General features: G+C 63.1%; 23 protein-coding genes and 1 pseudogene. 13 read left to right on the top strand and 11 right to left on the bottom strand.

The genetic code is table 11. The features are described from left to right. Positions 1–65: 65 nt before the first annotated feature. Entirely contained in the window at positions 66–350 is a 285-nt protein-coding gene (locus tag FHS81_RS16380) for a hypothetical protein (protein WP_183754658.1), read from the bottom strand. 318 nt (positions 351–668) lie between these two features. On the opposite strand from FHS81_RS16380, the pseudogene FHS81_RS18780 reads away from it, so the two are divergent. The 8 genes and pseudogenes from FHS81_RS18780 to FHS81_RS16340 all read left to right on the top strand — a co-directional run. Continuing rightward, positions 669–878 (top strand): annotated as a pseudogene (locus FHS81_RS18780) (putative DNA modification/repair radical SAM protein); the annotation flags it as partial. Between the two features lie 395 nt (positions 879–1273). Beyond that, positions 1274–2782, top strand: coding sequence for a multicopper oxidase family protein (locus FHS81_RS16370; RefSeq protein ID WP_012092678.1), 1509 nt, complete (start codon positions 1274–1276; stop codon positions 2780–2782). Positions 2783–2845: 63 nt separating this feature from the next. Further along, positions 2846–3817, top strand: a complete 972-nt coding sequence (locus FHS81_RS16365; protein ID WP_012092677.1) for a cation diffusion facilitator family transporter — start codon at positions 2846–2848, stop codon at positions 3815–3817. A 105-nt stretch (positions 3818–3922) separates the two neighbouring features. Continuing rightward, positions 3923–6310: a heavy metal translocating P-type ATPase gene (locus FHS81_RS16360; protein ID WP_012092676.1), complete on the top strand. Its 2388-nt coding sequence runs from the start codon at positions 3923–3925 to the stop codon at positions 6308–6310. A gap of 300 nt (positions 6311–6610) precedes the next feature. Further along, a complete protein-coding gene (locus FHS81_RS16355) occupies positions 6611–7099 on the top strand; it encodes a DUF411 domain-containing protein (protein WP_012092675.1) in 489 nt (162 codons plus the stop codon). Between the two features lie 178 nt (positions 7100–7277). Next, complete coding sequence (locus tag FHS81_RS16350; RefSeq protein WP_028034404.1) at positions 7278–7688, top strand: hypothetical protein; 411 nt, start codon at positions 7278–7280, stop codon at positions 7686–7688. A 160-nt stretch (positions 7689–7848) separates the two neighbouring features. After that, positions 7849–9360, top strand: coding sequence for a CopM family metallochaperone (copM, locus tag FHS81_RS16345; RefSeq protein ID WP_246375071.1), 1512 nt, complete (start codon positions 7849–7851; stop codon positions 9358–9360). A gap of 68 nt (positions 9361–9428) precedes the next feature. Continuing rightward, the gene (locus FHS81_RS16340; RefSeq protein ID WP_012092672.1) at positions 9429–9932 is read left to right on the top strand and encodes a YqaA family protein; all 504 of its coding nucleotides are present in this window, start codon (positions 9429–9431) and stop codon (positions 9930–9932) included. Between the two features lie 81 nt (positions 9933–10013). Here the strand turns inward: FHS81_RS16340 and FHS81_RS16335 are convergent, their stop codons facing one another. Both FHS81_RS16335 and FHS81_RS16330 read right to left on the bottom strand, forming a co-directional pair. Continuing rightward, complete coding sequence (locus FHS81_RS16335; RefSeq protein ID WP_012092671.1) at positions 10014–10229, bottom strand: heavy-metal-associated domain-containing protein; 216 nt, start codon at positions 10227–10229, stop codon at positions 10014–10016. A gap of 209 nt (positions 10230–10438) precedes the next feature. Beyond that, a protein-coding gene (locus FHS81_RS16330; RefSeq protein ID WP_183754650.1) for an IS630 family transposase occupies positions 10439–11382 on the bottom strand; the annotation gives its coding sequence in 2 pieces (ribosomal slippage) (positions 10439–11040 and positions 11040–11382; 945 coding nt in all). Between the two features lie 361 nt (positions 11383–11743). Between FHS81_RS16330 and FHS81_RS19045 the strand changes: the two genes are divergently transcribed. From FHS81_RS19045 to FHS81_RS16305, 5 genes are all read left to right on the top strand, one after another. Beyond that, entirely contained in the window at positions 11744–13249 is a 1506-nt protein-coding gene (locus tag FHS81_RS19045; RefSeq protein ID WP_012092670.1) for an MFS transporter, read from the top strand. A 156-nt stretch (positions 13250–13405) separates the two neighbouring features. Next, positions 13406–14452 carry a cation diffusion facilitator family transporter gene (locus tag FHS81_RS16320; protein ID WP_034658511.1) on the top strand — a complete coding sequence of 349 codons (1047 nt, stop codon included), beginning with the start codon at positions 13406–13408 and terminating at the stop codon, positions 14450–14452. Beyond that, positions 14449–14763 (top strand): ArsR/SmtB family transcription factor, encoded by a 315-nt coding sequence (locus FHS81_RS16315; RefSeq protein WP_012092668.1) that lies wholly within the window; start codon positions 14449–14451, stop codon positions 14761–14763. Before FHS81_RS16320 ends, FHS81_RS16315 begins: the two co-directional genes overlap by 4 nt. Before the next feature lie 213 nt (positions 14764–14976). Further along, positions 14977–15153: a hypothetical protein gene (locus tag FHS81_RS16310; RefSeq protein ID WP_012092667.1), complete on the top strand. Its 177-nt coding sequence runs from the start codon at positions 14977–14979 to the stop codon at positions 15151–15153. After that, positions 15153–16100, top strand: a complete 948-nt coding sequence (locus FHS81_RS16305; RefSeq protein ID WP_012092666.1) for a LysR family transcriptional regulator — start codon at positions 15153–15155, stop codon at positions 16098–16100. The genes FHS81_RS16310 and FHS81_RS16305 overlap by 1 nt, the downstream gene beginning before the upstream one ends. Here the strand turns inward: FHS81_RS16305 and FHS81_RS16300 are convergent. From FHS81_RS16300 to trbE, 8 genes are read right to left on the bottom strand one after another with little or no spacing between them, the layout of a single operon-like run. Next, positions 16054–16293, bottom strand: a complete 240-nt coding sequence (locus FHS81_RS16300) for a DUF2274 domain-containing protein (RefSeq protein WP_012092665.1) — start codon at positions 16291–16293, stop codon at positions 16054–16056. The genes FHS81_RS16305 and FHS81_RS16300 overlap by 47 nt on opposite strands. Before the next feature lie 2 nt (positions 16294–16295). Continuing rightward, positions 16296–17423 carry a TraB/TrbI/VirB10 family type IV secretion system protein gene (locus FHS81_RS16295; protein ID WP_012092664.1) on the bottom strand — a complete coding sequence of 376 codons (1128 nt, stop codon included), beginning with the start codon at positions 17421–17423 and terminating at the stop codon, positions 16296–16298. After that, positions 17420–18448: a P-type conjugative transfer protein TrbG gene (trbG, locus tag FHS81_RS16290; protein ID WP_012092663.1), complete on the bottom strand. Its 1029-nt coding sequence runs from the start codon at positions 18446–18448 to the stop codon at positions 17420–17422. Before trbG ends, FHS81_RS16295 begins: the two co-directional genes overlap by 4 nt. Then, positions 18445–19134, bottom strand: a complete 690-nt coding sequence (gene trbF, locus FHS81_RS16285; protein ID WP_012092662.1) for a conjugal transfer protein TrbF — start codon at positions 19132–19134, stop codon at positions 18445–18447. Before trbF ends, trbG begins: the two co-directional genes overlap by 4 nt. Next, entirely contained in the window at positions 19131–20489 is a 1359-nt protein-coding gene (gene trbL / locus FHS81_RS16280) for a P-type conjugative transfer protein TrbL (RefSeq protein WP_012092661.1), read from the bottom strand. The genes trbF and trbL overlap by 4 nt, the downstream gene beginning before the upstream one ends. Before the next feature lie 3 nt (positions 20490–20492). Next, positions 20493–20780 (bottom strand): putative entry exclusion protein TrbK-alt, encoded by a 288-nt coding sequence (trbK-alt, locus tag FHS81_RS16275; protein ID WP_012092660.1) that lies wholly within the window; start codon positions 20778–20780, stop codon positions 20493–20495. Positions 20781–20796: 16 nt separating this feature from the next. Beyond that, complete coding sequence (gene trbJ, locus FHS81_RS16270; RefSeq protein ID WP_012092659.1) at positions 20797–21579, bottom strand: P-type conjugative transfer protein TrbJ; 783 nt, start codon at positions 21577–21579, stop codon at positions 20797–20799. After that, entirely contained in the window at positions 21576–24086 is a 2511-nt protein-coding gene (gene trbE / locus FHS81_RS16265; protein WP_183754648.1) for a conjugal transfer protein TrbE, read from the bottom strand. Before trbE ends, trbJ begins: the two co-directional genes overlap by 4 nt. Positions 24087–24094 lie beyond the last annotated feature (8 nt).

Genomic DNA, 24094 nt, shown 5'->3' with positions numbered 1-24094 from the left:
CGACCGCAGGTGCCGCTTGCGGCAGAAAATCCTTGTCTAGCGCTCGGATACAGGCGATCTTCACCTCAAACGACACGCCACTTGGGGAATGCAGGATAAAGGATGTATTCGCGCGCCCAGTACATGATGGCGCCAAACAGGCCGAAGCCCATGATGCCGCCCCACATTGTTGTATTGGCCTGAAAGCCCTCGTCACCGAAGCCGCCAACGCCATAGCCGATGCCGGCACCGGTTCCGGTCACCAGAACGTAGCCAACGGCGATGCCGAAATAGACGGCCATCCGCAGCACGATGAACGGCATGGTCCGCGCCATCATTGCCAGCGCATTGCCGACGTTGAAATCCCACATGCTCTGCTCCGCCCTCTATGCCTGTTGCGCAAGCCTAGCAGGCGCAAACCCAATATGCCCCGTTCATTTGGATAGGGACATGCCGGCAAGCCTGAGTATAATTGGCCCCAGCTATCCGAGCTGCAGAACGGATGGAATAAACTGGCAGAAAAAATACACGGAAAAGCCTGGGAGGCAGCGCGTCAATTTGCGAAGATTTTTCTTTTCTATCCTGGCGGCCACGTTGTTTTACTTTTCCTCTGACGTCCATGGACGTGACATGGAAAAAATCCCGCCGCCAACGTCTCCCCCAATACTTGAGGTTCGGGGGGCGATTTCCATTTCAACGGCTACATTCACCTCAAGACGATCCCCGAGGCGTCGCCAGCACTCGTCGAGGAGGCGGGGCTCTATGCCGACCGGCTTTCCATCAATATCGAGCTGCCGACGGAAACCGGCATGGCCGAGCTTGCGCCGGAAAAGCAGACCCCCGTCATTCGCCGCGCCATGGCGGATGTGCGCTCATTCAGGTCAGCGCGGGAAAAACCGTTTCGGCCCTCGATGGCGATCTCGCAGGCCGGATAGCCGACCACTAAAGTCAAAACGCAGACTATCGGGCGCGGCAGCCGTCCCGCTTCCCCCGAACCCCGTTTCATCATTGATCATGCTCTTGCTCATCGGAGAGCCGCCGGCATCGCCAGAGAGGCGATGAAAGCCGGGATGGCCAGCCGCGTGATGTGACGGCTCCTCTTCAGCAGTTTTGTCCTCCTTCACCCAGACCGTACGGTACTGAGCCGCGGAATCTCTCCGGATAATATGATCGTGATCTGAGATCACAGATCATTGACATTGCTTGTTTTGATATGTAGACTTGCATTTATGGAGTGGGCAGCTCGGGAGGAAACCGGATTGAGGAACGGGACTGCGGTCCCGAGGAGACGACCATGAATACCCTTTCACGACGCGGCTTTCTCGCCGCTGGCGCGGCCATGCTGGCCTACGCTCAGGTGCCCCGGATGGCGGCAGCGCAGGACGCCACGCCGCTATCGCTTCGCGCCGCCAGCCGCACGCTCGACATCGACGGACGCGCCGCCACTGTCTGGGGCCTTGCCGGGCCATCCGGACAGGGCCTGACACTCGATCCCGGCATGCCGTTCCGGGTGGATCTAACGAACGAACTCGACACCGCCACACTGATCCACTGGCACGGCCAGATCCCGCCCAATGCGCAGGATGGCGTGCCCGACATGCCCTTGCCGATGCTCGCCCCCGGCGAGACTCGCGCCTATGACTTCGCACCGCTGCCCGGCACCTATTGGATGCACGCGCATGTTCCGCTGCACGAGATGCGCCTTCTGGCCGCGCCCCTGATCGTGCGCAGCGCCGAGGATGTCGCCGCTGACCGGCAGGAGGTGGTACTGTTTCTGCATGATTTCTCATTCAAGGCACCCGAAGAGGTGATGGCGGAGATCAAGTCCGGCCATGGTGCCACGGGCAATCACGGAAGCGGCACAGGCACAGGCACGGGCGGAATGTCAGGTATGAACCACGGCGCGATGGGAAACATGCCGATGACTGGCATGGATCACGGCGCCAAGGGCGGCATGATGGGAATGGGGACCATGGACGGCATGACGATGGACCTCAACGACTACGACTGGGACGCCTATCTTGCCAATGATCGTACGCTCTCGGACCCGGAAGTGGTGCAGGTCGAGCGCGGCGGGCGTATCCGCCTGCGGGTCATCAACGCCGCTGCGGCGACGGTGTTCTGGCTCGACACCGGCGAAGCGCAGGCCCGGCTCGTCGCGGTTGATGGCCATGCCGTTCAGCCGCTCTCCGGCACGAGGTTCGGTCTGGCCATGGGCCAACGGCTCGACCTTGAGATCGACCTGCCTTCGGAGGGCGGTGCCTGGCCGATCCTCGCGCTGCGAGAAGGCGCGCGGGAGCGCACCGGTCTGATCCTTGCCACTCCGGGCGCCGAGATACGGCACATTGATGCTTTGGCAGAGACCGAAGCACCGGCCTTTGACACCGACCTTGCGCAGGAGACGCGCCTGATCGCTTCCGAATCCTTGCCGGAGCGGCCGGTGGACCGCAGCCACATGGTGATGCTGGGCGGCTCGATGCAGCCCTATGTGTGGACGATCAACGGTGCCGTCTGGGGCCAGCATCGCCCGGTTACCGCGAGGCGCGGCGAACGGATCGTGCTGTCCTTCCACAATATGTCGATGATGGGTCACCCGATGCATCTCCACGGCCATGTGTTCCAGGTCGTCGGGCTGAATGGACGTGCGGTCACGGGCGCGCAGCGGGACACGGTGTATGTGCCGCCGATGTCGATGGTCGACGTGGCACTCGATGCCGGAGAAGCCGCGCGCTGGATGCTGCATTGCCATCACATGCCGCATCTTGAAACAGGCATGATGACCGAATTCGCGGTCAGCGCATAGGCAGCGTGCTGGCAGGAGGACGCCGGCACCGGCGTCCTCCTGTGCAACAAGGAGGTGAACCCTATGTCAATGTCTCACGGCGGTCATGCCGGCCACATGCCGGCGAGTGGTGATCGCAAAGCGCTCGTCATTTCGGGCTGGCTTACCGGCCTTTACTTCATCGTGGAACTCGGGATCGGCATCTGGACGGGCTCAGTCGCCGTCATGTCGGATGCCTTCCACACCTTCTCGGCCGTGGGCGGCGTGCTCATTGCGCTGGTCGCCATGCGTCTGGGTGAGCGAAAATCCAGCCCCTCGCGCACCTTCGGCTACATTCGGGCGGAGATCCTGGGGGCCCTCTTCAACGGCCTCTTCCTCGTCGCCATGGCTCTCTACGTGCTGTGGATGGGCGCGATGCGCCTCATGGAGCCCATCGAACTGGCCACGACGCCGATGTTGATCGCCGCAGCGGGCGGCATCGCCACCGAGCTTGTCGCGCTCTGGCTCATGTACGAGCGCCAGAAGGACAACCTGAATATGCGGGGTGCGTATTGGCACATCCTGCAGACCTTCGTCGGCAGCTTCCTCATCATCGTCTCGGCGCTGGTGATCCGATTCACGGGCTTTGTGGCCATCGATCCGCTGCTTGGCATGGCCTTCGGACTGCTGCTGCTCTGGGCTTCCTGGGGTATTATGCGCGAGGCATTGCACATCCTGCTGCAAGGCACGCCCGAAGACCTCGACTTGGAGGCCGCCATCGAGGCCATACGGCAGCTAGAGGGGGTTACCGACGTGCACCACGTCCATGCCTGGAGTCTGACATCCGGGCGCAATGTATTCTCAAGCCACGTCTGCGTTGGGGACTTTCAGGAAGGCGAACGGGTGCTGCGACAAGCAAGCAATCTCCTGCGCGAGCGTTTCAACATCTACTTCTCGACGTTGCAGATCGAGGAATACTGCCTCGACGGCGAGGACTCTGCGGCCGAGATTGACATCATGCAGTCTCAGACGGGGCAAGAACGGACCAGCATCGGAAAGATCCACGACAATCACTGATTGGCAGGAACCCCGGATTCCGATCACCTCTTGACCTTCCAACGGTTGGAAGGCGCAGAATAGGCGAAGAGCAAGCTTAGGATAAGACGCCGAGGAGGCGTGAAAATGGCCAGCAAGACCGAACACGATCACCAGAATCAGAGTCACGCTCATTCCGCCCAAGGTCATGCGCATGATCACGGGGCCGTCGCGCAGGACGACACGCACAAGGTCAAGGACCCGGTCTGCGGCATGATTGTCGATCCCCACACGGCCCAGCACAAGGCCGAGCATGCGGGCCGGCCCTATTATTTCTGCTCGGCCGGGTGCCGCGCGAAGTTCCTGGCCGAGCCCGAAAGCTATCTCGATCCGGCGGCGGCGGAGGTAGTACCGATTCTCGAGGGGACGGTCTATACCTGCCCGATGCATCCTGAGATCCGGCAGGACGGCCCCGGATCATGCCCGATCTGCGGCATGGCGCTGGAGCCGGTACTGGTCAGCCTTGAGGCCGAGCCCAATGTCGAACTGATCGACATGACACGCCGCTTCTGGATCGGCCTCGTTCTGGCGATCCCGGTGTTCATTCTCGAGATGGGCGGGCATCTGTTCGGGCTGACTCATGCCATCGGGCAGCAGGTCTCGAACTGGCTGCAACTGATCCTCGCAACGCCGGTCGTTCTCTGGGCGGGCTGGCCGTTCTTCCAGCGTGGCTGGCAGTCGCTCGTCAACCGCAGCCTCAACATGTTTACACTGATCGCCATGGGCACGGGAACGGCGTGGATATACAGCGTCGTCGCCACGCTGGCGCCGGGCATCTTCCCAGATGCATTCCGCCAGCATGACGGCTCGGTCGCGGTCTATTTCGAGGCGGCCGCGGTCATCACTGTGCTCGTGCTGCTCGGGCAGGTGTTGGAATTGCGGGCGCGCGAGAGCACCAGCGGCGCGATCCGGGCGCTGCTCGACCTCGCCCCCAAGACCGCCCGGATCATTCGTGACGACGGCACCGAGGAGGAGGTTCAACTCGACACCGTTCGGGTCGGCGACCGCCTGCGGGTGCGTCCCGGCGAGAAGGTGCCGGTCGATGGCGAAGTTCTGGAAGGACGCAGCGCCGTCGATGAATCGATGGTGACTGGCGAGTCGATGCCGGTCACCAAGGAGGTCGGCGCCACCGCCATCGGCGGCACCATGAACCAGTCCGGCGCGCTGGTGATCGAGGCGAAGAAGGTCGGCCGCGACACCATGCTGTCGCAGATCGTCCAGCTCGTCGCCGAGGCGCAGCGTAGTCGCGCGCCGATCCAGCGCCTCGCCGATCAGGTGTCGGGCTGGTTCGTGCCGGCGGTGATCGTGGTCGCAATCCTTGCCTTCATAACCTGGTCGATCTGGGGTCCGGAGCCGCGCTTCTCCTTCGGTCTGATCGCGGCGGTTTCCGTGCTGATCATCGCCTGTCCCTGTGCGCTCGGGCTGGCAACGCCGATGTCGATCATGGTCGGCGTCGGGCGTGGCGCACAGGCGGGCGTGCTGATCAAGAACGCCGAGGCGCTGGAGCATATGGAGAAGGTCGATACCATCATAGTCGACAAGACCGGTACGCTGACCGAGGGACGACCCGCCGTCACCGCAATCGTGCCGGCGCCGGGGTTCACCGAGGACGAGGCTTTGCGGCTTGCCGCCAGCGTGGAGCGGGCCAGCGAGCATCCGCTGGCGCTGGCCATCGTTCGCGCTGCCGAGGAGCGGGGGATCGTGACCGCACCGGTCGCGGATTTCGACTCGCCGACCGGCAAAGGCGCCTACGGCACGGTCGAAGGCAAGCGCATTCCCCTTGGAAATGCCAAGTTCCTAGCCGAGCAAGGCGTTGATGTCGCCCCACTGGCGGATGAGGCCGACCGGCTGCGCGAGGACGGGGCAACCGCGATCTTCATGGGAGTGGACAACCGCATCGCTGCCATCTTCGCCATCGCCGATCCGGTCAAGCCCTCGACGCCCGAGGCGCTTGCCGCGCTGAAGGCGCAGGGAATCCGCGTTGTCATGCTTACGGGTGATAACTGGACCACGGCCAAGGCGGTCGCCCGCCGGCTCGGCATCGACGAGGTCGAGGCCGAGGTCCTGCCCGACCAGAAAAGCGCGGTCGTGCAGCGTCACAAGGCGGCAGGCGAGGTGGTGGCGATGGCAGGCGACGGCGTGAACGACGCACCGGCGCTGGCGGCGGCCGATGTGGGCATCGCCATGGGCACCGGTACCGATGTGGCAATGGAAAGCGCAGGCGTCACATTGCTCAAGGGCGATCTCACGGGCATCGTCCGCGCGCGCCGGCTCTCGGAGGCTGTCATGCGCAACATCCGCCAGAACCTATTCTTCGCCTTCATTTACAACGCGCTCGGCGTGCCGGTGGCGGCCGGGGTGCTCTACCCGTTCTTCGACATCCTGCTGTCGCCGATCATCGCGGCCGCCGCCATGGCGCTGTCGTCGGTGAGCGTCATCGCGAACGCCTCCCGGCTGCGGGTCACGAGATTGTAGGAGGCTGACGTGGGCGAAGGTCCTCCATCTGGAAAAATTGGTGACGATGGTGGCGCCAACAGCCCGGATACCGTCCCATCCTTGCGCTAAGTCAAAGTCTGCGGCGAAGGGGGCCGCTATGAGTATCTTTGCGACGGAAGGGCAGAACAGGCCATGATGCAATGTCATGATGTCGGGCGGGATGATGTGGGGCATCGTTCTTCTGGTGCTCGTGCTCCTTACCGCCGCCGCTTTGATCAAATACGTATTTTTCCGGTGATCCAGCTTTGACGAAGTTGCGGCCCAGATGGAGGAACTGAGATGCAAACCATCCATATGATCAGCAGGCGCTCCTTCCTCGCCAGCGCCACCGCGTTCCCCCTCCTGCTCTCAACGGCGGGAACGGTTCGCTCGGCAGGACTGCCTCTGGTGACCGTCACCAAGGATACGAATTGCGGGTGCTGCGGCGCATGGGTCGAGCATATCGAGGCGGCCGGCTTCCCGGTGAGCGTCGTGGAATCGAGCGAGGTCGAAAGCCTCAAGCAGCGGCTCGGCGTCCCGGCGGCGTTGTACTCCTGCCATACGGCCGAAGTGGACGGCTATGTCATCGAAGGACATGTGCCGGCCGCCGCGCTTCGCCGCCTCCTGGCCGCGCGCCCGCTCGCGACAGGGCTTGCGGTTCCCGGAATGCCCGCCGGCTCCCCCGGCATGGACTTTCCCGGCGTGGTCCCCGAGCCATACGAGGTGTTCCTGTTCGGCCCTTCCGTCCAGAAAACCTTCGGGCGTTTCCGCGGCGCGCGGGAGATCTGAGTGGAACGGTGCTCATGATCCATCCGGTCGCCATCAGTCCGATCCAGAACCGGGCCTGCGGGGCAGACCCTGCCTTTGTCAGGAGCTCTGGTTGCCTGGGCTCGGATACTGACGGCCGCAAGGATGTCATCTGGTGCGTGGCAACTCTCCATCCCGACCTCGACAAAGAAGCCAAGCCATGAGCAGGAGCTCGACTGCGGCTTTCGGATCGAAAGGCGACTGGCTCCGCCAGTTCCTGACAGGCCTGCTGCTGCTTGCGTTCAGCGCTTTTGTTTTCCTGGCAGCGGCGCATGCCAGCCCGGGCACACACGGCTCGTATCAGGATCAGACCGTTGCGGGTGCACAGCATGAGGCCCATTCGAATTACTCCGACGACCGAAGCAAGGCTGCGGACGAACGATGCTGTCACACTGAAACGGCGCCGGACCGCGATTGCGGCCAGCTCTGCACCATTGTTGCCCTGCTACCCGAGGCGCCGCCTGTGATGCCATCCTCGGACGGCGAGCCATTGCTCGGTTTCCAGGCCAGCGATCTGGGCCGAAATCCTTCAGTCCTCCTGACACCACCGCGTCTGACCGCCCCTGCGTAGTGAACGCATCGGCCGGGAGGTGTTCTTCTCGGCACTCAAGCAGCAAACAGTCAGACGAAGCCACGGTAGGCGCGCGTCCAGAAATTAGACGCGGCTCTCCGGTGCCAAAGGATGAACCATGACGTACCGAACAATAGTTGCCCTTTCTGCCAGTCTCTTGATGGGAGTCTCCGGCGCTGCTCTGGCGCAGCAGGCAGAGCATGACGCCCATCACCCTCAGACGCCGCAGGCCCAGGAGGAACGGGCCCCTGCCTCCATGTCCCCTTCAGGACAGATGCCTTCGATGCAGGACATGCCGAAGGAATGCCGGGCCATGATGGAGACCATGCCCCAAGCGTGCATGGACGCCATGCAGCAGATGATGCAGGGCGGCATGATGCACGGTGGGATGGCCGCTCCCCAAGGCGGAGAGTCGGCTCCAGCCGACGCCGATGTCGCCGACTTCACCAAGGCCTATCTCGATGCGATGGAGGAGATGCACGGTCCGATGATGGAGGGCGTCATGGCCGAGGACCCGGACGTCGCTTTCATCCGGGGCATGATCCCGCACCATCAGGGTGCGGTCGACATGGCGAAGATCGTGCAGCGATACGGAGATGACCCGCAGACAAGAGAGTGGGCGTCTCAGATCATTGAAGCACAGGAACGTGAGATCGCCGAAATGCAGGCGTGGCTGGACAGGAATGCCGGCCAGCAGCCTGCCGGCTTGGTCGAGACAGGCGGAACCGTGTACTCCGCCAACGAGGGCGACAATTCGATCAGCGCCATCGAACTCGGCACGGGTTCGGTCGAGACGGTGCAGATCGGAGTCTCACCGCACAATGTCGATCGGACACCGGACGGGAGGCTGTTGCTCGCCGTCGGGAGCGCTGCCTCCGATCACGCTCACGGATCGGATGACCAGGGACATGCCGATGCCGGCAACGGGCTTCTGGTGGTGCTCGATCCGCAGCAGCTGTCACAACCCGTCGGCACTGTAGAAGTCGGTGCGCATCCGGCGCATGTCGTCGCCGATCGTAGCGGCCGCGCCTATGTTTCGCTGTCCGGCGGGAACGAGATTGCGGTCGTTGATCTCGCAGCGGCTTCGGTGATCGAGCACATCACGACCGGAGCCTATCCGCACGGGCTGCGCCTCAACCCGGATGAGAGCGAGCTCTATGTGGCCAATGTCGAGGACGGCTCGGTCTCCGTCATCGACACGCAGGAGCTGACCGAGGTTGCGCGCATTCCGGTGGGCGCAGCGCCTGTTCAGGTCGGGTTCACGCCCTCGGGCGATCAGGTCTACGTCTCTCTTCGAGACGAGAACCGGGTGGCCGTCATCGACACCGCATCCCGCGAGGTGACGAACAGGATCGACGTCGGGCCGAACCCGATCCAGATGTTCGCCACCCCGGATGGAGCCTACGTCTATGTGGCCAATCAGGGCACCGAGGCGGAACCGAACGACACGGTCTCCGTGATCGAGATTGAGTCCGGAAACGTGATCGAGACGATCACCACCGGGAGCGGCGCCCACGGCGTCTCGGCATCGGCTGACGGGGCATTCGTGTTCGTAACGAACATTGCCGATGACAGCGTTTCGATCATCGACGTGGCGAGCCAGGAAGTGCTCAAGACCGTGCCGGTCGGCGATCGCCCGAACGGCATAGTCTACGCCGGATCGAACCAGTAAGCAGCGCGGCGCCGGAGCGAAACAGCTCTGGCGCCAGACTTGAGAATTGAGAATAGCTATTGGCGTCGATGAGCAGAGCCGGCGTGCATGACGAACTTCGAGGCAGCACGGCATTGGTTGCAGACATCGGAACTGATCTTGTCGCATATGCCGCCCTTTTCGTAAGCGCGTTCACGTCGGCGACCCTCCTACCAGGGTCGTCCGAGGCAGCGCTCCTGACTCTTCTAACAATGGGACAGGCCAACCTCGTCACCCTAGTGGGCGTCGCAACGGCAGGAAATGTGCTCGGCTCCTTGGTGAACTGGGCGCTGGGCAGGTTCCTCTCAGGGTTTCGAGACCATCGCTGGTTTCCGATTGACGACAGGTCATTTAGCCGTGCATCAGATTGGTACGGACGTTATGGCGTGTGGTCTCTACTCTTGTCCTGGCTGCCGATTATCGGCGATCCGCTGACAGTTGTGGCAGGAGCACTGCGAGTTGACCTTTCTCGTTTTCTCATATTCGTGTCGATCGGCAAAGCGGCACGCTATCTCTTTGTCGCCGGCGCATTTCTCTGGTGGAGCGGTTCTTGAGTGTACTTGCACGTCGAGTCGAGCTGTTGAGAATGGCGGAGACGAAGGGGCGCAGCCGAGCCGCCACCGCGCCCAGAAGCCTCACGCGGCCGCCGACTGGTCCTTGCGTTCGGCCGGATAGCCTGCCTCGGTTAAGGCGGCGGGGAGTACCTGCTCGTCCACCTTCGTGGTGACCGTCACTTCGCGGGTGGGTGGATTGGTGGTGACATCAGCCGCCGGATCGACGCTCAGAAGCGCGTTGTTGACCCGGCGCGCGCAGCCGCCGCAAGTCATGTCGGGAGCAGTGAATCGGAACATGCGAACTCTCCTCTGTTGGGCGTTCACGGACAAATCTGGTCCTTGCCACGTTGGCAAGGTCAAGGGTCAACGAGGAAAAATGATATCGCGGCCAAGGCGGCCTTGACCTTCCCATTGTTGGAAGCCCCATCTGGGGTGCAATGGATCAGGAAGGAAGCATGTCAAGACGAACCTTGTTCCGGCGAATTTGCTGCTAGAGCACGTCCTGTTCAATATGGGTCATATCCTGCTGCCTTGAAGTAGTTGGCGCATTCGTCAGGGGTGAAGCGTTCGAGAACCGCGCCGACCGTATCCCACAGGCCGGCAATCGTCCGCTCGGCCTTTGCCCGCATCAGCGCCTTGAGCTTGGCGAAGGCATTTTCGATTGGATTGAAGTCGGGGCTGTAGGGCGGCAGGTAGAGCAGGTTTGCGCCTGCCGTCTCGATCGCGTCGCGAATGCCGGCGGCCTTGTGGGCGGGCAGGTTGTCCATCACGACGATGTCGCCCTCCGACAGGGTCGGGGCCAGCACCTGTTCGACATAGGCGAGGAACACGGTGCCGTTCATGGCGCCGTCGTAGACGAACGGCGCGGTCATGCCGGTCAGCCGCAGTGCTCCGGTGAAGGTGGTAGTCTTCCAGTGGCCATGCGGCACACCGGCCCTGCAACGTTCGCCGCGGGGCGCCCGTCCGCGCAGGCGCGCCATCTTGGTGGACAGCCCGGTCTCGTCGATGAAGACCAGCTTCGCGGGATCGAGGTCGAGCTGGCCCTCGAACCAGTCCCGGCGCCGTTTCAGGATGTCGGGGCGGTCCTGCTCCAGTGCGTGCGCGGACTTTTTTTGAATGTCCAGCCGTGCCGGCCGAGCCAGGCGCTCAAGGCGCTGCGGCTGATCTTCATCGACTGCTCGGCAAGGAGACACGCCACCATCTCGTTCAGCGTGATGTCCCGGCGCTCTTCGATCATCCCCACGATGAAGTCTTCATGCGCATCAAGGCTGGAGACGCGTCGGTAACCTTGCGGTCGCGGCGCCAACTCGCCGATCTTGGCCCGAGCAATCCAGCGGATCGCGCTGGAGACGCCCACGCCGAACCGTGCCGCCGCTTGCCGGGCAGACATCCCCTCGGCTGAAGCCCTTAGGACCCGCGACCGAAGATCGCCACTCAGTGCCTTTCCCATCATCCACCTCCGTCGAGATGGATGTTGAATCAGCACAAGACGCTGCCGTCACTTCACAATCGATTCATCGATCAAAGGACGTGCTCTAGGACCGTCTGACCGCCGCCCGTTCCTGCCGCGCCAGGCCGCTCGGCCCGTCCGTGAACGACGAATCTGGTCATGTCATGGCCAGCTAGACCACTGATCGCCATTGCCTGATCGGCGCTTCTCGCATGCAAAATGTGGGCGATGTGCAGCTCATCGGCTTATAGATCAAGTTTCAGCGGATTTGGGAAGCAATTTGTTCTTGACCTTCCAGCCGTTGGAAGGATTAGGGGTCTGCGACATCTGAACGCCCCATGAAAAATAACAGGAACTCCGGATGTCTACGCTCTCCCCCCAAACGCCGAAGCCTCCGGTGGCTTCGTCACCTGCAAGCACGACATTGCCGCTGGCCGTCATTGCGACGGCTCAGCTCATGGTGGTGCTTGACGATACCATCGCGAACATCGCCCTGCCGACACTCCAGAACGAACTCGGAATGTCGGCTGCGAGCCTGCCTTGGGTGATCAACGCCTACGTTCTCGCCTTTGGTGGACTGCTGCTGTTCGGCGGCAGGTTGGGCGATATCTATGGCCGGCGGCGCATGCTGCAGGCGGGCATGGCGATCTTCACCATTGCTTCCCTGTTCGTCGGGCTTGCCCAGGACAGCATGAGCATAATCGCGTCACGCGGTCTACAGGGCGTGGGTGCGGCGCTGACGGCCCCCAATGCTCTTGCCTTGATCGCGACGACCTTCCCCGAAGGCAAGGCGCGCAACGGAGCGATGGCCGTTTACGGAGCAATGTCCGGCCTTGGTATCATCGCCGGGCTGATCCTCGGCGGGCTGCTGACGGGGCTGCTGGGCTGGCGCTGGGCCTTCTTCATCAACATTCCCATCGGCCTGGCTGTGCTGGCGGGGTCAAGAACGCTTGTCGAGGCGGAACTGCACAAAGGCCGCCCGGACTTCACCGGCGCGCTCACCAGCATTGTGGGCATGGCCGCGCTCGTCTATGGGATCACCCGTGGCGGCGAACATGGCTGGACGGACAGCATCACGCTCGCCTCGTTCGCTACCGCCGCGATCCTGCTGCCGCTGTTCCTGATCTTGCAGTCGCGCAGCAAAGACCCGCTTCTGCCGCCACGTCTGTTCAAGGAGCGCAACCGGGCGGGTTCCTACCTCGCCATGCTGCTGCTGGGCTTCGGTCCGATGGGGATGATCTATCTGCTGACGCTCTATTTGCAGCACATCCTCGGCTACAGCCCGATCATGACCGCGCTGGCGTTCCTGCCATTCGGTGCGGGTATTATCGTTGGGGCCATTGTCAGTTCCAAGCTTGTCACGCGGTTTGCGCCGCGCGAGGTGGCAGCGCCCGCCGCACTAATAGGCGGCGCTGCCTTGTTCTGGCTCGCCAATATCGGACAGGAACTCAACTATATGTGGCACTTCATGCCCGCGGCCTTCCTCACCGCTTTCGGTTTCGTGGGGGCCGTGATTGCACTGGCGCTGACCGCCGTCAAAGGCGTGCAGACACAGGAGACGGGCATCGCATCGGCGCTCTTCAACGCCTCGCAACAGATCGGCGTCGCCTTGGGGCTGGCCGTCCTTTCGACCATCGCAGTCTCTGCCACGGCTGGCAGGTTGCCGGGTGCACTCGCCGCCCTCTATCGCGGGCGGGAGACGGGTGACGCCGGGCTAGTGAGATCGGCCAGCGATGCGCTGATCCACGGTTATGGTCTTGCGCTTGCGGGAGCTGGAGCTGCCCTCGTGATTGCCGCAGTCATTGCCGCGGTTCTGGTCAACGCTAAGAGGGGACAGGTTTCTACCGGCACGATCGCTGTCCATTGACAGGATAGTCATTAAGCCTACGGCGCGGTTCCGTGGCGCGCTACCCGCCGTAGGCCTTGCGCAGACGCCTGCTTGGACGAATTGCAAGCGGAGCGGTTGACATACAACATATGAACACATATTCATGTGTTGTATGTCAACCGCATGAGCCCTGAAATGTCCCATTCACACAGCCATGGTCATTCTCATGATGACCATTCCCATGATCACTCCCATGCGCCGACCGTCACGAGCGATAATGAGCGCAAGGTCCTTCTCTCGTTCTTCCTGATCCTCACGTTCATGATCGTGGAGGTGATCGGCGGTCTGATCTCAGGATCGCTGGCGCTGCTCGCCGACGCTGGACATATGCTGAGCGACGCGGCTGCGCTGGCGCTAGCTTATGCCGCCTTTCGGTTCGGACGGCGGGCGGCAGACTCCAAGCGGACCTTTGGCTATCTGCGTTTCGAGGTCCTTGCCGGTTTTATCAACGCAATCACGCTATTCGCGATCGTCGTCTGGATTGTCTATGAAGCCTGGCAGCGCTTTCAGGAACCGCATGTTATCCTCGCGGGTCCGATGCTTGGCGTCGCCATTGCGGGGCTCCTCATCAATATTCTCGTGTTCTGGATTCTGACGCGCGGAGATACCGAGCACGTGAACATCAAGGGTGCCATCCTTCATGTGTTGGGCGACCTCCTCGGCTCTGTGGCAGCGGTTTCAGCCGCCATCGTGATCATGTACACGGGTTGGACGCTGATCGATCCTATCCTCTCGGTGTTTGTCTCCCTGCTGATCCTGCGCGCCGCGTGGAATCTCCTCGGCAAGTCGATACATATCCTGCTTGAAGGTGCGCCAGATAACGCGACGCCCGAGAAGATCGAACGCCATCTTGTCGAGAACATCGCTGGCGTGGCGTCGGTGAGCCACATCCATGTCTGGTCGATCACGTCCGGGCGGACCTTGGCCACCCTACATGTGCGGCCGAAAGCCGATGTCGATGCTCGCTCGGTGATGCGCGCGGTCGAGCGTGAGTTGAAGTCACAGTTTAAGATCGAACATCCGACCATCGCCATCGACTGGAATGACGATGCGGACGCGTGCAGCCTGTCGCAAGCCTCTGCCTTGACGGGGCACGCGCATGGGGATCGACACGACCATGATGGGCATCACCACAACCATGGGCCTGAGCATGTCCACAGCAAGCAGGAGCATGAACGTTGAAGCAAGCCCCGTCCCTGTCGCAGAACGACGTAACCGTACTGGCAGAGACTTTTCGCCTGCTGGGCGATCCTACACGGCTGAGAATTCTGCTCTTTTGCCTGCCGGGTCCAAAGTCCGTCGGCGACATTGTTGAGAGCCTGGGACTGTCGCAGACACTGGTTAGCCACCATTTACGCCTGCTCAGAGGTGCACGGCTCGTCAGGGGGGAGCGTCGGTCAAAGCAGGTTTTCTACGAAGTGGCAGACAGTCACGTGAGCGACATGCTGATCGACATGGCAACCCACATCGACGAGGAGCACTTTGATGACTGACAAACAAGGCTTCTTGGCGATGTGATGCCTGTACCGCTGAAGAGCGGGCCGCTAATGCGTTCGTTGAAGCAGGCAGCAGCACTTATCGCCGACACGGCAATCTTCACGCTGCGGTTAAGACCGGGACTTAAGCAATTTCGGTCTTGACCTTCCAATGGTTGGAGGCTGCACGATCTTGCTTGATACCCGTTTCGTCAATGCAAGGCGGCAGAAATGAAGGACCAAGCGAAGAACCGTTCGTCCGTCGACAAATTATTCGGCTCGCTGATCGCGGAAGGGTACGTTTATGCAGATGATGCCGCGGACCTCGATGATGGTGCCGACATACGGATTCGTTTGGGCTTTCTCCAGACATTGATGTTGGCGACCAGAAGCAAGGTGGCCGCATAATGCGGAAAGGGGTCAAGTGTTCGGATAAAGTCGAGCTTCGCCATCTCCGCTATTTCGTGGCTGTGGTCGAGCATGGCAGCTTTCGCAAAGCAGGAGCTGCGGTTGGACGGTCGCAAGCTGCAATCAGTCGGTCCATTGCCAAGCTGGAAGACGAGATTGGCGCCTCCTTGTTTCACCGGCATACATGGGGCGTATCGCAAACCTATGCCGGCCAGCGATTCCTCGTACACGCCCGCAGGGTCATCAGGACTGTTGGAGAAGGCGCTCGAGAGGTTGCCTCCGCAGGTCGTTCTGAAAAGGGACGTGTCCGGATCGGTATTTATTCCTCGATCGCTTCCGGCTTTTTGGCGGAGTTGCTGGAAGTTTACGGCAGGCGACATAGCGCGGTGAGAATCGAAGTGGCTGACGGGAACCCCGCAGAGCATGTCGCAGCGATCCGGCAACTCAATCTCGACGTCGCCTTCATCACTGGAACACGAGACTGGCCGGATTGCGAACGCGTCCTCTTGTGGTCGGAGCGTGTGTTCGTGGTCTTGCCTGACCATCATGCCTTAGCCAACAGGGAGGAAGTCGTATGGCGCGATCTGGCCGACGAGTCCTTTATCGTCAGCGAGACTGCTCCGGGACAGGAAATTTACGATCATCTGGTGCGGCGGCTGGCGGATCTCGGCAGGCATCCCGAGATCCAGGTGCAATATGTCGGTCGGGATAATCTGGTGCCGCTTGTCGCCCTCGGCCGAGGGCTGACTTTGGTGAGCGAAGCCATCACCGTCGCACAATTTCCGGGTGTGGTTTACCGACCGATCCTCGGCGAGGTTCTGCCCTTTTCGGCCGTCTGGTCGGCGAGCAACGACAATCCCGCCTTCCGTCGCTTTCTCAGTCTGGCGAAAGCAATGGCCGTCAGACCTGCGACTTCGGAGACAGGACGGAGCGCCGTGCTTTCGTGAACCCCCTGTCAGTGGCGATAAAGCGCTCCAACATTGGCACGATCAGCCTGACAGGATCAGCGGCGGGTTGGCCGGTCTCGCGGGCCAGCACCTCGGCATAGGTCGCAAGATCGCGATGAAGCGGCCCCGGCAGCTCTACCGTAACCTTGACGGGCTTGTCCTCGACGATGGGACCGAGTTTCAGTTTTGTCATGCTCAACCTCCTGCGGGCTCGAATACCAGGTCGCGGGTCACAATAATCCTGACCGGAAAGCCGGGCCGGATGGTGAGCGTCGGCGCGACCTGCAATTGGCGCTGGACGATCTGCTGCCCGGCCTGATTGACGGTATCCTGTGCGCCGTCGCGAATGGCGCGGATCAACCGGTCCTCGTCGCTGGTCGCCAGCTCTGTACCGACCGCGAGCAGTGTGGAAAGCCCTGCCGCTTTCATCAGATCCCACCAGTGATAATCGACGCCATCCTCAAGCCCGGCGTAACCGGAAGCGTCCGCGCCCGGCAGGCGCTCCAGAACGATGGAGCGGCCGCCCGGCAGGATCAGGCGATTCCACACCAGCAGGACGCGGCGCTGGCCGAAGGTCACGCCGTCATCATATTGGCCGATGATGCGCGTTCCCTGCGGGATCAGAAGCAGCGAGCCGGTCGGGCTGTCATAGACGTTTTCGGTGACCTGCGCGGTGATCTGGCCCGGCAGATCGGAGCGGATTCCGGTGATGAGTGCGGCCGGAATGACGGCTCCAGCCTGAAGGATGTAGGGCGATGCCGGCGGCGTGACGCGATCTGGCGCAACCGTCTGTCGGTCGACCGGGCTATTGAGGAAAGCCGCGTGCCTGTTCTGCCCTGTGCCGTCCGGCTGCAAGCCTATCCCGGCTATTCCTGGCATGGCCGTTCCCGCTGTCCCGCCAGAACGCGACCCGGACTGGAAGAACACGTTGCTCAAGCGCGCGGCCTCTTCCTCGGCGCGGCGGCGCTCCTCTTCGGGATCGACGGCTGGTGTGGTGATTGCCGGAGGCGCGACTGGCTGCCCCCGGTTCTGCGCGTCGAGGATCGGACGGCCAAGGTCGCCCGGCAATGCCGGTCCCAGGACGGGGCCGGTATAGTCGCGCGGCAGACCGGCGAGGCCGTCAGCCGTGGGTCGGTTTTCGGTCGAATAGAGTTCGCCGCCACCCGGCCCCGCATCGCGGGTCTGGAGCGCATAGATCAAGGTTCCGGCGATGCCGAGAAGCGCGACCGCGCCAACGCTTGCCAGCAACTTTCGGGACAGGCGGGTGACACGAGGCGGCTCGGCGCGCAGGCGCATGGGGGCGGCGGTATCGGTATCGCTCATGACGACGATCCTCCCGTGGTCGTGCTGGCTGGTTCTGCTGCGGCCTGCGTCGGGTTGATGCGGACGATCCTGACCACTTGCTGCCGATCGCCGCTGCCAAGGCGCAGTTCGGCCGCACCGAACAGGCGGTCCACGATCAGGACATTCTGGTGGACACGGCTGTTGACGATCTGCGTTTCTCCGTCCGACCCGATGACGAACAAAGGCGGCATTTCGCCCTGCACGATGCCGCGCGAGAAAATGACATAGACGCGGCGGCCATCGTCGAAGACGGAGAGCGGCCGCCATGGCGGGCTGTCGCCCCGCACCTGCAATCCGTAGCGATAGTTCCGCGCCGCCTCGGCGGGGATGATGGGCGCGGCGGGCGTGGTGGCACGGCTTCCCGCCGGCGCCGCGGGATAGGCCCATGCGACGGAAGGCATGTAGAGCGATTCCCGCGCGCGCAGCTCGATCATGTAGGTGCGCCGGTCGGTGGTCACGACAAGGTTGGTGGAAATGTCCGGGCGTGTCGGCTTCACGAGGATGTGGACGCGGCGGTTCGCGCCCGAACCGGATTCGGTGTCGCCAATGATCCATCGTGTCGTATCCCCGGCCGCAATAGGTCCCGCGCCGGTCAGGCTTTCGCCCGGCGCCAGCGCGATATTTGTGATCTGGCCGGGGGCCGCATAGACCTGATAGAGCGCGCCTTCGCTCCACGGATAAATCTGGATGGCGTTGTAATAGCCCTCACGGCGAGGTTCGACACGGGCGGCGGCATTGGCGTTTTCGACACGGCCGTCCGGAGTGCTGGCAGCAGTTCCGCCCCGCGCGACCGTCCAGGCCGGCGGCGTGTGAAGCGGCCGGGGCCGGTCGTCGGTGGCGACCGTCTGCACGGTGGGCAGCGGCGGCACGTCGGCGTCATAGTTGAATTGCGGCGTCCGGTTGGTCGCGCAGCCGGCCAACATGGTCGCGGAAAGCAGCAAAGCCGCGAAAGCGGGTTTACGGAAAACCGGAAAACCGGCTCTACGGAAAGTCGTGCGGGTCATTGGCTCATCTCCCGCGACCATGAAATTGCGTTGATGTAGATTCCCAGCGGATTGGCGCGTAATCGTTCGGCATCGCGCGGGGGCTGGATCACGACAGTCAGGATCGCGGTCCATCGCTCGGTCGTGGAAAGCTGGCCGTTCTCGAAATGGCGTTCGGTCCAGGCGACGCGGAAACTGTCCGGCGAAGCCCGGATGACGCTCGACACCTCGACGGCGATCTGCTGGCGGCCGACCTTGGTGAAGGGATCGTTGGCCCGCGCATAATCGTTCAAGGCCGCCGCGCCCCGGTCGGTGGTGAACTCGTAAGCCCGAAGCCAGTTCTGCCGGACGATGATCGCGTCCGCCGGGATCGCGCGGACCTGCTCGATGAAGCGGCCGAGATGGAAGGCGATCTGCGGATCGGTCGGGCGATAATCGGCGTTCGCGGGCGCGACAGCCTGCGCCTGACCGAGATTGTCCACCTGCACCACCCAGGGCACGACGGTTCCACGCGCCGATTGCCAGACGAGCGCGGCGGCAAAGCCGGCCGAGAGGATCAGACAGCCGAACGCCATATAGCGCCAGTTCTTCGCCTGCACGCGGGCCGAGCCGATGCGTTCGTCCCAGACCTGTGCGGCTTTTTGATAGGGAGTCTCGGGTTCCGGCACCTTGCCGTAATGGGTCGTCGGTCGTTTGAAGATGTTCATGTGCGGTCACTTTCGGAAAGGCTGACGGAGGAGCCGCCGCCGTGGCTGTCGCCGGATCGGACAGCATGAGCAGCAGCCGTGACGCCGTGGCTCATGGCCCGGCCACGCCGCATCTGCTGCGCCCAGGCCGGCGGCCCATCAGGGGTTGAGGGGGTTGACGGCGCAGGCGACGAATCTCTGCCGACGGTGCCCATGGTCGACGTGCCGCCGGATGCCGCGAATCCGGCTTTCGCACCATCGGAATAGCTGGATTTCAGGCTGTCGCTGGCGCGGGAGGCGGCGCGCTTGAGTGGTGAAACGGCGGCGGAGGCTCCGGCGCGCGCCACACCGCCAAGGCCGGAGGCGACCCCGGCCGTGCCGGACCCGCCCAAGGAGCCGAGGGTATAGGCGGACGAAGCCGCACCGGCGGCCGAGGCACCGCCGCGGGCAAGTGCTGCCCCGCCCGAGAGTGCGGCTGCGCCACCCCGCGCCGCGAGCATGGTCGCGCCACCGGCTGCGATCGCAGCGCCGCCAACCGCAAGGCCAGTCCCGACGGCGGCGCCGGCACTGAGTTGCGGGCCTCCGGAGACGAGGCCGGTGGCGATGCCGGGGCCGAAGATGCCGAGGCCGAGAAGGGAAAGGGCTGCCAGCACGATCGCCATGGCGTCGTCGATTGTCGGGGTCGCACCGCCGAAGCCTGCGGTAAACTGGCCGAAGAGCGTGGAGCCGATGCCGATGATGACGGCGAGGACCAGCACCTTGATACCGCTGGAGATCACATTGCCCAGCACCCGCTCGGCCATGAAGGCGGTCTTGCCGAACAGGCCGAATGGAATCAGCACGAAGCCGGCCAGCGTGGTCAGCTTGAACTCGATCAGCGTGACGAAAAGCTGGATTGCCAGGATGAAAAAGGCCAGCACCACCAGCGCCCAGGCGAACAACAGGCACGCGATCTGGATGAAGTTCTCGAAGAAGGCGATCCAGCCCATCAGGTCCGAAATAGATTCCAGCAGCGGGCGACCGGCGTCCAGCCCGGTTTGGGCAACGCGGCCGGGGCGCAGCAGATCGGCAACCGAGAAGCCAGTGCCGGACGCCATGAGCCCGAGCCCGGCGAAGCTCTCGAAGACGATCCGTGCGAGATTGTTCCAGTTGCTGATGAGATAGGCGAAGACGCCGACGAACAGCGTCTTTTTCACCAACCGCGCAATGATGTCGCCGTCGGCGCCCCAGGCCCAGAACAGTGCGGCGAGCGTCACGTCGATGACGATCAGCGTCGTGGCGATAAACGCCACCTCGCCGCCGAGCAGGCCGAAGCCGGAGTCGATATAGCTGGTGAAGATGCCGAGAAAATTATCGATGACCCCCGTTCCGCCCATGGCTCACGGTCTCCCGTTCTGTGCGGGGGTCGCTGGCGCGGGTGTCTTGCCGAGGAAGCGATCGCGGGTCTCGGCCCAGGTTCGGAGGCAGTCGGCATCATTGGCCGCCGCCTCGCCCAATGCCTGGCAACGCCGCTGTTCCAGACGCAGCGGATCGGTGGCGGGCTGAAGCGCTGGGACGGAAGGTGCTGGCGCGGGGCCTTCCTCACGCGACATCTCGATGATCGCCGCCGTGATGGCCACGGCCACGAACACAATGGCCGCGATCCGGGCCAGCACCTTCCCCTCCATACTCCGCCTCCTTTCCTCAGTTGAACATTCGCGCGTTGCCGGGCTGATAGCCTGACCCCGGCGTCAGGAAACGCTCGCGCTGAATGCGTCCCTGTTCGGCTGCCGTGGCGCGTTCGGCCTCGGTCAAGGCATTCGCCCGGCCATTGGCCGAGATGACAGCGATCAGGTCCGAAAGCTGCTGCGACTGGAGGGCGAGAAGCTGGTTGCCAGCCTGGGTCGCCTGAAGCGCGCCGGTCGCCCCCTGGCTTTGGCCGACAAGCTCCGACATTTGCGTGCGATTGCTGTCGATATTGCCGACGACGCCGGCCTGGACGCGCATGGCGTCCTGCAGGCCGCCGACGGTGTTTTCCCAGCGCGAGCGCGCATCGGCGATCATCTGGGTGTCGGTCGCGGTCAAAGACAGCTTGCCGTAGTCCTGCTGGAACATCTGATCGATGTTCTGAACGTCGAACGCAATGTTCTGGGCCTGCCCGAGAAGCTGCTGGGTCCGCTGGACGTTCTGCTGAAGCGCCTGAAGCGAGCTGTGAGGCAGGCTCGCGAGATTGCGGGCCTGGTTGATCAGCATCTGCGCCTCGTTCTGAAGCGAGGTGATCTGGTTGTTGATCTGCTCCAGCGTACGGGCGGCGGTCAGCAGATTCTCCGCGTGGTTGGTCGGATCATAGACGATCCGGCCGAACCCGCCGAAGAAGGCATGGGCCGGGGTGATGAAGTCCGGCGCGAGCGCCAGCGGCGCGGCAAGCGAAAGGGCGAGCGCCGAAGCGCTGGCCATGCGGGAAATCCGGGTCTTTGTGCGCGTCATGGGGTACTTTCCTCTTCTTCCAGGGTGAGCTCGAACGCGTCCTCATCGAAAATGACGGACGGCAGATCCTCGCTTTCGGTCGCGAGATTGCTGAGGTCCGGGATCAGTTCTGCGGCCCATTCGACGCCACGCGCCTTGAGCCAGGCGGCGAGGAACCCGTCGCGGCCATGCTCGGTGAGGATTTCGCTGATCAGGGCCTGATCGGATTTGGCCGATGCGGCGCAAAGCGCCAGCCCGACTTCCGACAATCCGAGGTCAAACAGGCGGTTGCCGCGCCGCGACTGGCAGTAGTAGTCCCGCTTGGGCGTGGCCCGTGCGAGGATCTCGATCTGCCTGTCATTGAGGCCGAAACGGCGATAGATCGCGGTGATCTGGGGTTCGATGGCGCGCTCGTTGGGCAGCAACAGCCGCGTTGGGCAGCTTTCGATGATCGCCGGCGCGATGGCTGAATTGTCGATGTCGGACAGTGACTGCGTGGCGAAGATGACGCTGGCGTTCTTCTTTCGCAGGGTTTTGAGCCATTCCCTGAGTTGGTCCGCGAAGCCTTCGTCGTCGAGCGCCAGCCAGCCCTCGTCGATGATCAGCAGCGTGGGCCACCCGTCTAGCCGGTCGCCGATGCGGTGGAAGAGATAAGAGAGGACCGCGGGCGCCGCGCCGGTCCCGACAAGGCCCTCGATTTCGAATGCCTGCACGTCTGCTGAACCAAGATGTTCGGTCTCCGCATCGAGCAGCCGGCCATAGGGACCACCGACGCAATAGGCGCGGAGCGCCTGTTTCAGATCATTCGACTGGAGCAGCACGGCGAGGCCGGTGATGGTGCGTTCCCCGACCGGGGCGGAGGCGAGCGAGGTCAGGGCCGTCCAGATGTGCTCCTTCACCTCCGGGGTGATCTGGATGTTCTCGCGCGTCAGGATCGCCACGATCCAGTCGGCGGCCCAGGCGCGTTCGGCCGTCTCGTGAATGCGCGCCAGAGGTTGCAGCGAGACGGATGTTTCGGAAGCGTCGGTCAGCTCGCCACCAAGATCGTGCCAGTCACCTTGCATCGCGAGGGCGCAGGCCCGGATCGAGCCGCCGAAATCGAAGGCAAAGACCTGTGAGCGCGCGTAGCGCCGGAACTGCAAGGCCATTAGCGCCAGCAGCACCGATTTGCCGGCACCCGTCGGCCCGACGACAAGCGTATGGCCGACATCGCCGACATGGAGGGAAAACCGGAACGGGGTCGATCCTTCGGTCCTGCCATACAGCAGCGGGGGCGCGCCGAAGTGATCGTCCCGTTCCGGTCCCGCCCACACGGCGGACGAAGGGACCATGTGGGCAAGGTTGAGCGTCGAGACCGGCGGTTGCCGGACATTCGCATAGGCATGTCCGGGCAAGCTGCCGAGCCAGGCGTCGACGGCGTTGACCGTTTCGACCATGACGCTGAAATCGCGGGACTGGATGATCTTCTCGACCAGCCGCAGCTTTTCGTCGGCGCGGCGGGCGTCCTCGTCCCAAACGGTGACGGTCGCCGTGACATAGGCCATGCCCGCCATGTCGGCGCCAAGTTCCTGCAGGGCCATGTCGGCATCGGCCGCCTTGTTGGCGGCGTCGGTGTCGACGAGCGCGGATTGCTCGTTGGTCATCACCTCTTTCAGGATGGCGGCAATCGACTTGCGCTTGGCGAACCACTGGCGCCTGATCTTCGTCAGCAGCCGGGTCGCATCGGTCTTGTCCATGAGGATGGCGCGGGTCGACCAGCGATAGGGAAAGGCCAACCGGTTCATTTCGTCGAGCAGGCCGGGGGTGGTGGTTGCCGGAAAGCCGGTGATCGTCAGCACCCGGAGATGCTGATTGCCCAGGCGCGGCTCCAGCCCGCCGGTCAGCGGCTGATCGGCCAGCAGCGCATCGAGATAGGTCGGGGTTTCGGGCACGCGGACGCGATGCCGGTTGATCGAAATCGTCGAATGCAGGTAAGTCAGCGTCCCGGCGTCATCGAGCCAGCGGCATTCCGGCATAAAACCGTCGAGCAGCGCCAGCACGCGGTCGGTGCGGTCGGCAAAGCCGCGCACCAGTTCCCAAGGGTTCACGCTCGACGTTTCGCGGCCCTCGTAAAGCCAGGACTCGGAGCGGGCGGCATCCTCGGCGGGCGGAAGCCAGAGGAAGGTCAGGAAATAGCCAGAGACGAAATGGCTGCCTTTCACCTCGAAATCGGCCTTGCGCTCGGCATCGACCAGCGCCGATGCGGGATCGGGGAAGCGGCTCGCCGGATAGGTGGCGGCTTCCGACCGCTGTGCTTCGACGAAGATCGCCCAGCCGGAGCCGAGGCGACGGAAGGCATTGTTAAGGCGGCCAGCGACCGCGACCAGCTCGGCCGCGACGGCGGAATCCAGATCGGGACCGCGAAACTTCGCGGTGCGCTGGAACGAGCCGTCCTTGTTGAGGACAACGCCGAAGCCGACCAGCGCTACCCAGGGAAGGTAATCGGCGAGGCGGGATGCGGTACGGCGGTATTCGGCGAGATTCATCATGGGCTTCC

This window comes from Pseudochelatococcus contaminans (genome assembly GCF_014195635.1).
Taxonomy (GTDB): Bacteria; Pseudomonadota; Alphaproteobacteria; order Rhizobiales; family Beijerinckiaceae; genus Pseudochelatococcus; species Pseudochelatococcus contaminans.
This window is presented reverse-complemented; position numbering and strand designations above follow the sequence as displayed.

Coding starts and splice junctions, on each gene's coding strand:
- FHS81_RS16350 (WP_028034404.1), top strand. CDS start 7,278: ATGAGCAGGAGCTCGACTGCGGCTTTCGGATCGAAAGGCGACTGGCTC.
- FHS81_RS16295 (WP_012092664.1), bottom strand. CDS start 17,423: ATGAGCGATACCGATACCGCCGCCCCCATGCGCCTGCGCGCCGAGCCG.
- trbF (WP_012092662.1), bottom strand. CDS start 19,134: ATGAACATCTTCAAACGACCGACGACCCATTACGGCAAGGTGCCGGAA.
- FHS81_RS16370 (WP_012092678.1), top strand. CDS start 1,274: ATGAATACCCTTTCACGACGCGGCTTTCTCGCCGCTGGCGCGGCCATG.
- FHS81_RS16355 (WP_012092675.1), top strand. CDS start 6,611: ATGCAAACCATCCATATGATCAGCAGGCGCTCCTTCCTCGCCAGCGCC.
- FHS81_RS16310 (WP_012092667.1), top strand. CDS start 14,977: ATGAAGGACCAAGCGAAGAACCGTTCGTCCGTCGACAAATTATTCGGC.
- FHS81_RS16365 (WP_012092677.1), top strand. CDS start 2,846: ATGTCAATGTCTCACGGCGGTCATGCCGGCCACATGCCGGCGAGTGGT.
- FHS81_RS16305 (WP_012092666.1), top strand. CDS start 15,153: ATGCGGAAAGGGGTCAAGTGTTCGGATAAAGTCGAGCTTCGCCATCTC.
- copM (WP_246375071.1), top strand. CDS start 7,849: ATGGGAGTCTCCGGCGCTGCTCTGGCGCAGCAGGCAGAGCATGACGCC.
- FHS81_RS16300 (WP_012092665.1), bottom strand. CDS start 16,293: ATGACAAAACTGAAACTCGGTCCCATCGTCGAGGACAAGCCCGTCAAG.
- trbG (WP_012092663.1), bottom strand. CDS start 18,448: ATGACCCGCACGACTTTCCGTAGAGCCGGTTTTCCGGTTTTCCGTAAA.
- trbJ (WP_012092659.1), bottom strand. CDS start 21,579: ATGACGCGCACAAAGACCCGGATTTCCCGCATGGCCAGCGCTTCGGCG.
- trbE (WP_183754648.1), bottom strand. CDS start 24,086: ATGATGAATCTCGCCGAATACCGCCGTACCGCATCCCGCCTCGCCGAT.
- FHS81_RS16360 (WP_012092676.1), top strand. CDS start 3,923: ATGGCCAGCAAGACCGAACACGATCACCAGAATCAGAGTCACGCTCAT.
- FHS81_RS16320 (WP_034658511.1), top strand. CDS start 13,406: ATGTCCCATTCACACAGCCATGGTCATTCTCATGATGACCATTCCCAT.
- FHS81_RS19045 (WP_012092670.1), top strand. CDS start 11,744: ATGTCTACGCTCTCCCCCCAAACGCCGAAGCCTCCGGTGGCTTCGTCA.
- trbL (WP_012092661.1), bottom strand. CDS start 20,489: ATGGGCGGAACGGGGGTCATCGATAATTTTCTCGGCATCTTCACCAGC.
- FHS81_RS16340 (WP_012092672.1), top strand. CDS start 9,429: ATGAGCAGAGCCGGCGTGCATGACGAACTTCGAGGCAGCACGGCATTG.
- FHS81_RS16335 (WP_012092671.1), bottom strand. CDS start 10,229: ATGTTCCGATTCACTGCTCCCGACATGACTTGCGGCGGCTGCGCGCGC.
- trbK-alt (WP_012092660.1), bottom strand. CDS start 20,780: ATGGAGGGGAAGGTGCTGGCCCGGATCGCGGCCATTGTGTTCGTGGCC.
- FHS81_RS16380 (WP_183754658.1), bottom strand. CDS start 350: ATGTGGGATTTCAACGTCGGCAATGCGCTGGCAATGATGGCGCGGACC.